This is a genomic window from Vibrio sp. PNB23_22_6 (assembly GCF_052877535.1).
Window position 1 is genome coordinate 1 of sequence record NZ_JBNFXP010000043.1, and the last position, 11,642, is coordinate 11,642.

Annotated in this window: 7 protein-coding genes and 1 pseudogene; 4 read left to right on the top strand and 4 right to left on the bottom strand. The window is 46.7% G+C overall.

Features of this window, described 5'->3' with window-relative positions; translation table 11 throughout:
• The 4 genes and pseudogenes from ACVA54_RS19130 to ACVA54_RS19145 all read right to left on the bottom strand — a co-directional run.
• Positions 1–287 (bottom strand): annotated as a pseudogene (locus ACVA54_RS19130) (transposase); the annotation flags it as partial.
• A gap of 239 nt (positions 288–526) precedes the next feature.
• Positions 527–1,522: a Wzz/FepE/Etk N-terminal domain-containing protein gene (locus ACVA54_RS19135; RefSeq protein WP_446649864.1), complete on the bottom strand. Its 996-nt coding sequence runs from the start codon at positions 1,520–1,522 to the stop codon at positions 527–529.
• Between the two features lie 1,472 nt (positions 1,523–2,994).
• Positions 2,995–5,730 carry an SLBB domain-containing protein gene (locus ACVA54_RS19140; protein WP_446649865.1) on the bottom strand — a complete coding sequence of 912 codons (2,736 nt, stop codon included), beginning with the start codon at positions 5,728–5,730 and terminating at the stop codon, positions 2,995–2,997.
• Between the two features lie 65 nt (positions 5,731–5,795).
• Positions 5,796–6,329, bottom strand: coding sequence for a porin family protein (locus tag ACVA54_RS19145; protein ID WP_446643699.1), 534 nt, complete (start codon positions 6,327–6,329; stop codon positions 5,796–5,798).
• A gap of 954 nt (positions 6,330–7,283) precedes the next feature.
• Here ACVA54_RS19145 and ACVA54_RS19150 point away from each other — a divergent pair.
• From ACVA54_RS19150 to ACVA54_RS19165, 4 genes are all read left to right on the top strand, one after another.
• Positions 7,284–7,508 carry a hypothetical protein gene (locus ACVA54_RS19150; protein WP_446649866.1) on the top strand — a complete coding sequence of 75 codons (225 nt, stop codon included), beginning with the start codon at positions 7,284–7,286 and terminating at the stop codon, positions 7,506–7,508.
• A gap of 69 nt (positions 7,509–7,577) precedes the next feature.
• The gene (locus ACVA54_RS19155) at positions 7,578–8,252 is read left to right on the top strand and encodes a YjbF family lipoprotein (protein ID WP_119464720.1); all 675 of its coding nucleotides are present in this window, start codon (positions 7,578–7,580) and stop codon (positions 8,250–8,252) included.
• Positions 8,249–9,001 (top strand): capsule biosynthesis GfcC family protein, encoded by a 753-nt coding sequence (locus ACVA54_RS19160; protein ID WP_446649867.1) that lies wholly within the window; start codon positions 8,249–8,251, stop codon positions 8,999–9,001. The genes ACVA54_RS19155 and ACVA54_RS19160 overlap by 4 nt, the downstream gene beginning before the upstream one ends.
• The gene (locus tag ACVA54_RS19165; RefSeq protein ID WP_446649868.1) at positions 8,998–11,196 is read left to right on the top strand and encodes a YjbH domain-containing protein; all 2,199 of its coding nucleotides are present in this window, start codon (positions 8,998–9,000) and stop codon (positions 11,194–11,196) included. The genes ACVA54_RS19160 and ACVA54_RS19165 overlap by 4 nt, the downstream gene beginning before the upstream one ends.
• Positions 11,197–11,642 lie beyond the last annotated feature (446 nt).

The window sequence follows — 11,642 nt, forward strand, 5'->3', positions numbered from 1 at the left end:
GGCATACCTCAGTCGGACTGGCTTGCGAAGTACACCGCGGCTTTTTTTAGTATGTCTCGCTCTTCTGTTACCCGCTGTAATTCCTTTTTAAGTCGACGAATTTCAGCACTTTCATCAGATTGAGCTTGGTATTGTGAAGAGTTGGGACCGTAGCGTTTAACCCACGCATACAAACTATGGCTCGTTGTTCCTAGTCGCGCAGCAACATCAGCCACGCTATGACCTTTTTCAGTCACTTGTTTGACTGCTTCAATTTTAAATTCTTCTGGATATCTTTTGCTGCTCATAAGCACCTCTCTATTAGTCATTTTGTCTAACTAAAAGGTGTCTATCAAGTCGGTGGCTATTCAATCTATCTTTGTTGTAAGTGCCTCGAAGAATCTTACCTATCAATAGCAACGACTTCGCTTTCTGTAATCTCATGGCGGTCTTTCATCGTTCAAGCAAAGTAATGCTGAAGTAGTGAGAAGAGAAGATAAGATTGATAAGCTTAGCAAGCGTATCATTAATAGGTAACGCTAAAAGCCTAAGTTCTAAGTTCTAAGTTCTTTGCATCTTCTTTTCGAAACGCAAAGCGTACTAACACAATCGCTACACCTAGCATTCCACCAAGTAATGTGCCTAGCACACAAATCAGTGCGCGTTTCGGCCCGTCTTTGAGCTCAGGTACCACTGCGGGGTCGACTATCTTGAAAATAAATTCTTCTTGTACTTCGGCCAGCATCAGACTCTTAGTTTGCTCTTCAATCAATTTGTAAAACGTGCTTTGCATGTCCGCCACGGCAGTCTTTTGTAGTTGAGTGTTCAGGTAAGCTAAGTTTTGCGAGGTTTCCGCAATCGTACGTTCACGCATTACTTTGTTGATATCTTCAATCAGCCAATTGACCCATTGCTGAGCGATATAAGGAGAGTAGTTTTTGACTGAGACCGTATACAAGCCGCTTTCTTTGTCTTGATTAACGCTCAAGACGTCTTTACTGAATACTTCAATCGCTTCTTGCGCGGTTGGTGTTGCACCACGTAGTCCATTAGGTTCTCGCAACCACTCACCTGTATTTGGGTTATAAAGATCTTCATCTAAGATGAGTTTGTTATTTGCTAAATCCCAATCTTTTGCCGCCATTAAAGGCACCAGCAAGTCGTGCTTATTAATAAAGGCCTCCACAAACTGGCGCGATTTCATCACTTGTACCGCGAGGTCAGTTTGAGAAGATTCTCCGCCACCAAGGTTTACCCCAGCCAGCGCAGCTAGCCCGCCAAGTTGGCCGGCCATTTTTGATAAACCGCCACCACTTGAGCTTTCTGCAGGTGCAAGTAGCGCATCGGATTTGTAGATATTTGGCAAGCTAAGTGCGTATAAGACTGCACCGACTGCAAAAACAAATGTGGTCGCAATGATGATCCACTTTCCCTTCCACAATGCGCCGAACAGTTCGCGTAAGTCGATTTCGTCGTCCGCAGGTTGTTGGGCGTGCGGTGGATACGGTAGGTAATGTTGTGGGTGTTCTTTTTGTGGTTCCATTGGTGTTTTAGGTCCTAGGATCCTAGGGGCTAGGATCGATAAAAATGATTACGGATTACGGATTACGGATTACGGATTACGGATTACGGATTACGGATTACGGATTACGGATTACGGAATGTTATTGTTACTACAAGTCATGTAAATCGTTTTCTACATTTTGTATTTTGCAATCACGATCTGCATTTTCTACTTAGCTGATTACTCGCTGCAGGTAGATTCCTAGTCTCGCTTTGCTCGCTGGAATGACGTGCAGAGCCCGTATTCAGTAAGCGAAGCGTTCTGTATTCTTGCTTCTGGGAAAGAGCGATATTCATCATTCTGAACCGTGAGGAACGAACGTGATTCAGAATCTACTGATCGAGCTTGATAGCACTAAGGTGATAAACTGAAATTAAACAGTGCGCTGATAATAGATTTCGGATGCTCGCCTGAGCTCGTCCGGAATGACGCTGTTAGGTTAAGTGAGCGCGTTTCCGTAAGCGAAGCGTTCTGTATTCCCTACTTAACTAAGTACTCGCTGCAAGTAGATTCCTAGTCTCGCTTCTGCTCGCTGGAATGACGTGCAAGAGCCCGTATTCCGTAAGCGAAGCGTTCGGTATTCTTGCTTCTGGGAAAGAGCGATATTCGTCATTCTGAACAGTGAGGAACGAACGTGATTCAGAATCTACTGATCGAGCTTGATAGCACTAAGGTGATAAACTCAAATTAAACAGTGCGCTGATAATAGATTTCGGATGCTCGCCTGAGCTCGTCCGGAATGACGCTGTTAGGTTAAGTGAACGCGTTTCCGTAAGCAAAGCGTTCTGTATTCCCTACTTAACTAAGTTCCCGCTGCAAGTAGATTCCTAGTCTCGCATTTGCTCGCTGGAATGACGTTTTTAGTCTCCCGTATTCAGTAAGCGAAGCGTTCTGTATTCTTGCTTCTGGGAAAGGGAGATATTCGTCATTCTGAACAGTGAGGAACGAACGTGATTCAGAATCTACTGATCGAGCTTGATAGTACTAAGGTGATATACCGAAACCAAATAGTGCGCTGATAATAGATCCCGGATGCTCGCCTGAGCTCGTCCGGAATGACGCTGTTAGGTTCAGTGAGCGCGTTTCCGTAAGCAAAGCGCTCGGCATTCTTGCTTCTGGGAAAGAGCGATATTCGTCATTCTGAACAGTGAGGAACGAACGTGATTCAGAATCTACAAACAGAGCTTGATAGCACTAAGGTGATATACCGAAACCAAATAGTGCGCTGATAATAGATTCCGGATGCTCGCCTGAGCTCGTCCGGAATGACGCTGTTAGGTTCAGTGAGCGCGTTTCGGTAAGCGAAGCGCTCGGTATTCCCTACTTAACTAAGTACTCGCTGCAAGTAGATTCCTAGTCTCGCTTCTGCTCGCTGGAATGACGTGCAAGAGCCCGTATTCCCAAAATTCTAGGCCCTAGGATTTTTTTATTCCCTAGGACCTTCTTTCCCTTTATTTCAACGCGTTAATCGCTACACCAGTTTGGTATAGGATCTGCGTCGCCGCTGTCCAGGTGCTTAACGCATCGCGGTAATCGGTGTCGATTGGCACGACGATGGTGTCACCTGCTTGAAGTTCTTGATTGTTGTTACCGAACCAGTAGCCAGAGGTTGGTTTGTAAACCGAGCCATCTGCGCGCACAACGAAGATGCGATCTTCGTCCGCTTGCTTCTTCGCACCGCCCGCTTTATTTAGGTAATCATCCACATCCAGTTTATTATCTAGCAAGTAAGTGATTGGCACCTGCACTTCCCCCATAATGGATACCGTGTTACGGAAGGTTGGAACAAATAGGAAGTCACCATCTTCTAACATAAAGTCGGCAGAGCGTTCGTCTTTCAAAATGCGGTTAAGCTGCACCACCATGCGGCCAAGTGCTTGGCTGCGGCTTGCTTCTTCCACAAACGCGAGGGTTTTATCCGGATCAGAAATCACCGAGCCAATATTGCTGTCGGCACGGAAGGTCTTCTTCGCGGTTTCTGCTCGCATGTCTGCGGCGTATTGGTTTAGTAGCTTTTGCTCTTGTAGGCGCAGCGCCTCACGAGTGAAGATCGCGCCTTGTGGGTGAGCAAACTCGGTTAAGCCACCCGCACGCTCAAGAAGCTCACCTAACGTTTCACCTTGACGTACCGTGTAAGTACCCGGGAAAACAACTTCACCTTGTAGCGTCACCGTACTTTGCAGCTTCACATTTGGCTTTTCAAGAATGTTCAAACGGTCACGGCCGACAATGATCGCATCATCTACAGCGCTACCTTGAATGGCTTTGCGTAGATCAATGCGTTCAACATCAATAAAGGCACGTTCGTCTACATTGTTGATCACCGTGCGCGCAAGTTCTGCATTGAGGGTAAACGCGTTGTACGTTAAGCCACCAGCCGCTTCTAACAGTGTTGATACCGTCATACGTGGGGTAATCGGGTAACGACCTGGGTGTTTTACTTCACCGAAGACTTCTGCAATTTGTGGTGCTAAGCCTAGTCGAGACTGTTGCTGCAACTGCATCAGTACTGGTGCTAATAGCGTGCGACGGGTGTTTTGCTTCAATGCTTCGAAATCTTCTTGAGTGATCTCTTTACCACGGAAGATGATCTTAGGCTGTTGCGCTTGCTCCAGAGCGAACGCTGGATTGTTTACCCCGGTAGAGACACCTTGAGCACTGCTAGAGATCGCTGGAGTAGCATTTAATGGCGAAGTGACAGCAACAGAAGAGCTCATCACTTGCTGTTCTTTTTGTTGCTCTATTTCCGCTTTCGCTTGCGCTTGCTCTAAGGTTTTGGCTTTGGTGACCGTCTCTTGCTCTGCGAGTGTGTCTAAGTCTTCGTTATTAAAGCGGTTAAATACCAACACTCGGTCACGAGATTGCAGTTGCAAGTTATCTTTACTGCTCGGCGCTAAAATCGCTTTAGCTAAGTTAACCTGAAATACTTCAACATCGCGCTGGGCGTTGATTTCACGCACCGCAACGGCGTAATTCACATCGGCGGTCGAGTTAAAAGAGGAATCCACCGATTTAAACAAGTCTGCGATACGCAGGCCCGCTTTCCATTCCATAAAGCCCGGGTGACGAACATCACCTTCGATTTGCACGTAACGGGTGAGCTCTTCACTCTTCTTTAATACCTTAACGGCATCGCCGTCTTTGACTTTGGTGTATCGGGCGTTGGTTTGAGAAAAATCGAGCGTCAGTGCATCACGAGCCCCCTTCGCAGCATAACGTTTGATTTCCACTTGATCTCGGTAGGCGTTAGCCGTAAAGCCACCCGCCATTTGAATCGCTTGCTTGTAGGTCTCTCCCGCTTTGATTTCATAAATAGCAGGACGATTCACTTCACCATCGATGGCAATCGTGTCACCCACAGGGCCAATGAACACCACATCGCCCGGCAATAGACGCACATCGTTACGTGCATCGCCTTTTAGCAGCAGGTTGTACATATCCAGCTTACGAATCACTTGGCCGTTACGCTTTAGCTGTACATTACGCAGTGCACCACTTTCACCAAAGCCGCCGCTGTAGTAGATCGCTTGAGAAATCGTGGTTAATGCACTCACAGTGTAAGAACCCGGCTTGTAAGCATCGCCCATCACGAACACTTGCATCGTGCGCATTTCACCTAGGGAAATATCACTGCGAACGCCGATCATTTGCTCTTTGACACGTTGGTTCAGCGAGTCACGCACTTCTGAGAAGCTCATGCCTGCGACTTGAACGGGGCCAAGTGCTGGGAAGTTGATAAGGCCAGCACGATTTACACGTAAACGGTGAGTGGTGTTTTCCTTACCAAACAGCTGGATCACAATCTCGTCACCCGCGCCTACGGAATAATCGGCAGGCACAGGCACATCACTGATTGGTGCAAAGGTGGTAGGAGAGCCGGCAAACAGATCCAAACCAAAGCGTTTCAGCTTTTCATCTTGCTGCGGTTGCAAGTTAAACGGGTCGTTTTGTGCTGTCGTATTCTGCGGTGGTCGAGGCTCGATAACTTGTGGGTTTTCGTAATGACTCGATGAAGCAGCACCAGAAGGGAGTGAGAAACCATACTGACTTGCCAACGCTTGTTGCTGATCGGCAGGTAAGCTTTTAAACATTTGGATTTGTTCTGGGGTTGGGTTTTGCGCCAAGGAATGCGGGGCAAACAAGCTTGCCAATGCGCACACGGCAATGGAGAGAGTTCCTTTAAGCATGGTAGTTCGCTATGAAAATCGGGTTAAAAATCCTAGTCCGTCGGTCCTAGGGCCTAGGTCTTTATTTAGAATCGGTGCTGAAAGCCAAGAGTGATGGCATTTAGGCGTACTTGATCTTCTGAGGCGTTGTCCACAAACTCAAACACGACGGCATTGTGTTTATCAAGCGCATAGTGCATGCCCAGACCGAAACTTACGCCTTTATCGTTTTGTGAGCCAACACCTTGTTTGTCGATCTCAACGCGAGAATAACCCGCTAACCCATAAATCGCGATGCGCTCTGCAACCGGCATATTTAGCTTAATAAAGCCACTTGCCAGGCTATCAACGGCAAGGCCACTGTCTCGTTGAACAGAAGTACCATAACGGGCTTCTAGAGCGAGATAATCATTGAAGAAGTAACCGACTTGCGCTTGCAGAAGGAAAGGACTACCTTCAGTAACAAGAGGTTGCGTTACTTGAGAAGAGGAAGATTGGTGGTATTCCGCGTTAGAGTAACTAACTAATGCGCCTGCATAAAAATCAGCAGACGCAGAAAATGAGCACAAGCCCAAACTGGCTGCACACAACACACCTAACCATGGTCGTTTGTTAATCACTTAAGAGGTCCCTGGGTATTAACTTGCCACCACGCGTTTCTGCATAAGCGCCAAATTTCTAGTTAATTCATTGGGCGTTTCTACGCTACCGCCCTGCGGCATTACGCGTAAGCCACTGTTCGCAAGAGTCTATTTTTTATTGATTTATTTTTATTTCGTGCAATTTTCGAGCGCTAAACGTAATAAAACATCGTTTTTAATGCCAACTCAAAAAACTGGCAAATTATGCATGGATCGACGTAAAACGGCAAGGGTATCGGATTGGAGAGGAGTATTTGTGCGGTTTGGTGCTCAAAAATATTAGGCCGTAATTATTTCGGTCCTAGGGGCCTAGGTGGAGCGCTATGTGAGTTTGTGCATACCATTGCTTTTTGAGAAAGTGGTTGGAATACAGTACACGGAGCGCTTCACTTACAGAAAAACACTCACTGAACTAACGGCGTCATTTCGGGCGAGCTTAAGCGAGCATCCGGGATCTATTATCAGCGCACTGTTTGGTTTCGGTATATCTCCTTAGTGATATCAAACTCGGTCAGTAGATTCTGAATCACGTTCGTCCCTCACGGTTCAGAATGACAGTTACTTTAACGCGCTCTCAACCGAGAAGGTTCGTCATTCTAGCGAGCTCAAGCGAGACTAAGAATCTAACCTCAGCAAGCTCCCCAACCAAATAGAGCCATCTCACTACCGCAAAATCGGATAGTAGATCCTGAATCACGTTCGTACCTCACGGTTCAGAATGACAAGTATTTTCCTTAATAGCTCAGAGACAAAATTTAAGCGTAATCCGTAATCCGTGACATTAGTTCCTAGGCCCTTTCTTTTAACCCCAGAACCTGTGTTCCTTATAAGAAACTGTTTACATGCTGGTTGTTTTTTAACTAAAATAATCAATGGTGCACCATAAGTGCATCAAACATCGATGTTTTAAAATTAGAAATACAAGGATTAATAATGAAAAACACAGCTCTAGCTATTCTTATGGCGCTAAGCGCATCAACGGCGTTCGCAGCAACTGAAACAGGTACAACTGGTACAGCAGCAGCATCTGCATCAGGTACAACAGCAGTAGCAATCGGTGCGGCAGCAGCAGTAACAGTAATTGCAGTAGCAGCGTCAGACAACGACTCTACTTCTACTTCTACTTCTACTTCTACTTCTACTTCTGTAACTAAATAATTTTAGTTTAGTAAATAGATGCTTATCGCCCTGATTAATTCAGGGCGATTTTATTTGTAAGAGGGAATAATGACTACCTTTCGACCACGAACGTGGATGCAGCTGCTCGTTGCCCTGCCCGCATTAAGCCTGATTTTCGGTTGTACCCAAAAATTCAACGATGTTTCTGCAACAGCACAAGAAGCTTACAGTAACTACATCGATGTAGAACTCACTGCAGAAGAAATTAAAGCCGTTCCTTACGCCAGCGCCTATTTAAAAATCGGCGACCAAAAACAAGTCTTTGTTGTTCTCGCCTTTGCCGAGCAAAACCCTTTAACTGGTAAAACCCAACTAAAATGGGTCAGCGCAGACAAGGCGATGGTGGTGACAGAAAACGGCCATATCGTAAAAACGATTGGCTTACAGAAGAATAATTTAGCGGGTGTGTACGGCAACGTGCCGGCTTATACACCGAGTCAAATCGAGTACCCTCTCTCTTACGATTGGCGTGAACAATACCGCTACGGTTTTCCAGCGAAGGTTACGCGCACTTATCAAGGCACAGAGCCGGTCAATACGCCAATCTCTACCACTCAGACCGATGTCTACCGTGAATCGGTTCACTTTCCGACCTTATCACAAAGTGTCGACAACGTTTATTGGGTCGATAACCAAGGGCAAGTCATCAAAACCTTGCAACACCTTGGGCCAAACATGGTGCCGATTGAGTTAACCATTTTGCAAGGGTACAGCAAATCATGAGCAAACGACTTTCCGCCCTTTTAACACTATCCCTGTTTGCTAGCACAAGCTTCGCTCAATCATCAGTAAAAAACCTTGATTCACTCCAGGTGGAGTTATTGGGCACAGGCAAGCAATTGCAATCAGAGCAACCGGTGCGCTTAGAAGACGTGCTAAAACTGGCACAAGCGCAGCAAATGGTGCTGCAATACCCACTCGGCACCACATTGTTTGATGAGTCAGAACACGCAAAGCAAGAGACCACGGCGCTAAAAAACACCGTATTGAATCAGATGATTCAATACAACTTAGCCGCGCATCCTTTGTATACGTTCATCCAGCACCAACCGTTTGCACCGCGAGTGTTGTCTGCTGTCGATATTGACCAAGTCCGCCTTGATAAATTTGATAACCCACTCCTGCGTGGCAAATTGTCCTTGGCAGCCGCGACGCGTGATGAGCAGGTTCGCTATCTTGGCAATCTAGACAATGTCTTTGCGGTCAGTTCACAAGCGGGCATTCCAATGCAACAACAGCTTGATAATTTAGCGTCTCGAATCGGTGAACTTTCTCAGCCCCCTGTGCTGATCTACCCTGATGGTAATGTGGTGCAACCACACCATGGCGCTTGGCTAAACACGCAATATTACTTGCCACCACTCACCATGGTGTACATCCCTTTCGAGTCACTAAAAGAATCAGAAATGGATCAAAATATCATCAAGCTACTGACTCAACTTAAGCCAATGCCTTCGAAGACGCCACTATGACGCTAATTAGAACCAGTTTAACCCTCTCCTTAATGGGCCCGGTACTCGTTTGGGCTCAAGAAATGCCTTTTGAAGCACCACCTTTGCAACCATCACAGATGGACTTTGGCGGCGTGGGCTTAATGCAAATGCCAACCGGACGCATGGCGCCAGAAGGTGAATTCAACTTTGCTTTAACCGGCAGTGATGAATACCTTTTCTACAATGTCACGCTGCAAGTGATGCCTTGGCTAGAAACCACCTTGCGCTACACCATGGTCAATGACCTGTTTTATAGTAGTGATCCAAGCTTTTCTGGTGACACCAAATACACCGATAAAGGCATCGATTTTAAAATTCGCTTGTTAGAAGAATCCCAATACCTGCCAGAATTATCGGTCGGTATCCGCGATTTTGCCGGTACGGGCCTGTTTGATGGCGAATTTGTTGCGGCAACCAAGCGCTACTCTAACCCGAACGTAGGCACCTTCGACTTTACGCTAGGCATGGGCTGGGGTTACCTAGGTACCCGTGACAACATCAGTAACCCCGCTTGTAAATTATCAGACAAGTATTGCGATCGTCCTTCTGATTTTAAAGGTACCGGCGGCAGTGTCGATTTTGAGCGCTGGTTTAAAGGCCCTGCGGCGCTGTTTGGTGGTGTGGAATACCAAACCCTACATGCGCCACTGCGCTTTAAGCTCGAATACGACAGCAACGATTACAGTGAAGATTTCCCGGTTAAACGTGGCGGCATCGATATGACACCACATACGCCTTGGAACGTGGGTGTATTGTATCGTTTAGGTCATATGGCGGATCTGCGCGTCAGCTATGAGCGTGGCGATACCTTAGTGACGGGGGTCAACCTCTATACCAACTTCAACGATATGCCATCGTTCTGGCGAGATACCCCAACACCTGAAGTAGGCGATCAACAACCGGATCAACTGTCTGATGTGGATTGGCAGCGCGTTACCGAAGAGCTCGATAAAATCGCTGGCTACCAAAACACGCAAATCTACGTCGAAGAGGACACGGTTTCGATTGTCGGTGAGCAGAAGAAGTATCGTGATCGCAACGAAGCACACGAAAAAGCCGCAGCGGTGTTGTACAACCAAGTACCCGATAGCGTCGATACCTTTACCATCAATGAACGGACACGTGGCTTGATTGGCGATCAAACGGTGATCTCGAAACAGAAGTACCGTGACTTTGCCGAGGTGAACTACATCAACCCAACCATTGAAGATGCAACATCTACATCGAGCAATAAGCCTCAGGGCAAACCCGCTTACGATGGTTTTGAGCGTTTTGATTGGGGCTTTTCACCGAAATTGGCTCAAACCTTAGGTAACCCAGAAGAGTTTTATTTGTTCAGTGTGGGCTTAAGTGGCAGTGCTTCTTACTGGTTGACAGACAACCTTGAGATTGGTGGATCTCTCTACTGGGATTGGTACAACAACTACGACAAGTTTAACTTCGTGACGCCGCCAGATGGCACCACGATCCCTCGCGTACGTACTATGTTCCGCGCGTATCAAAATGAACATGCGGTCACGATGTCGAACTTGCAGTTAACTTGGTTCCAAGAGTACTCGGATACCATGGATCAACAGTTCTATGCGGGTTACTTGGAAAGCATGTTTGCTGGTGTCGGTACGGAATTTTTATACCGACCTCAAGGCGCTAACTGGGCAATTGGTGCAGATGTCAACTTGATCTCTCAGCGTGACCCAGAAAGCTACTTTGGTGTTTACGATGAGAAGTGGCAGAGTATTCCTAAATACGGTAGAGACTTCCAAGTCATTGACAAAGGCTTTACTGGCTTTGTATCGGGTTACTACTACCCACAATGGGCGTTCCTGTCTGATTTGATGATTCAGGTCGATGTTGGTCAGTTCCTTGCTGGAGATGTCGGTACTCAGGTGAATGTATCCAAGCAGTTTAAGAGTGGTGTTATTGCTGGTGCTTTTGCCTCAATTTCCGACTTGTCTGCGGATGACTTTGGTGAGGGTAGCTTTACCAAAGGCTTCTACATTTCGATCCCATTCGACATCATGACCGTGAAACCAAGTAATAACCGTGCGAACTTCTCTTGGCAACCACTCACTCGTGATGGTGGCCAGAAGCTGGGGCGTAAGTACAGCTTGATTGAATTAACGGATGAACGTAATCCTTGGTTACAAAGACCAAACCGTTCGGAAGTAAAATAGTAAATCGATAAGGGGGCTTCGGCTCCCTTTTTGTTTTTTAAAGATCCTAAATTTTATGGCCTAGGTTTTAGATCCTAGGTCCTAGCGGGAGCGCGCTGGAAGTTTGTGGATTTCATTACCTTTTGAGAAAGTGACTGGAATACCGAATACGGAGCGCTGTGCTTACGGAAACACTCGCACTGAACTAACGGCGTCATTCCGGACGAGCTCAAGCGAGCATCCGGGATCTATTATCAGCGCACTATTTAATTTCGGAATATCTCCTTAGTGATATCAAACTCGGTCTGTAGATTCTGAATCACCTTCGTCCCTCACTATTCAGAATGACGAATATCTCCCTTCCCCAAAAGCTAGAATACCGAGCGCTGCGCTTACGGAAACACTCGCACTGAACTAACGGCGTCATTCCGGACGAGCTCAAGCGAGCATCCGGGATCTATTATCAG

Excerpts from the sequence above, each read along its gene's own strand:
- ACVA54_RS19135 (WP_446649864.1), bottom strand. The coding sequence starts at position 1,522 with ATGGAACCACAAAAAGAACACCCACAACATTACCTACCGTATCCACCG.
- ACVA54_RS19140 (WP_446649865.1), bottom strand. The coding sequence starts at position 5,730 with ATGCTTAAAGGAACTCTCTCCATTGCCGTGTGCGCATTGGCAAGCTTG.
- ACVA54_RS19150 (WP_446649866.1), top strand. The coding sequence starts at position 7,284 with ATGAAAAACACAGCTCTAGCTATTCTTATGGCGCTAAGCGCATCAACG.
- ACVA54_RS19155 (WP_119464720.1), top strand. The coding sequence starts at position 7,578 with ATGACTACCTTTCGACCACGAACGTGGATGCAGCTGCTCGTTGCCCTG.
- ACVA54_RS19160 (WP_446649867.1), top strand. The coding sequence starts at position 8,249 with ATGAGCAAACGACTTTCCGCCCTTTTAACACTATCCCTGTTTGCTAGC.
- ACVA54_RS19165 (WP_446649868.1), top strand. The coding sequence starts at position 8,998 with ATGACGCTAATTAGAACCAGTTTAACCCTCTCCTTAATGGGCCCGGTA.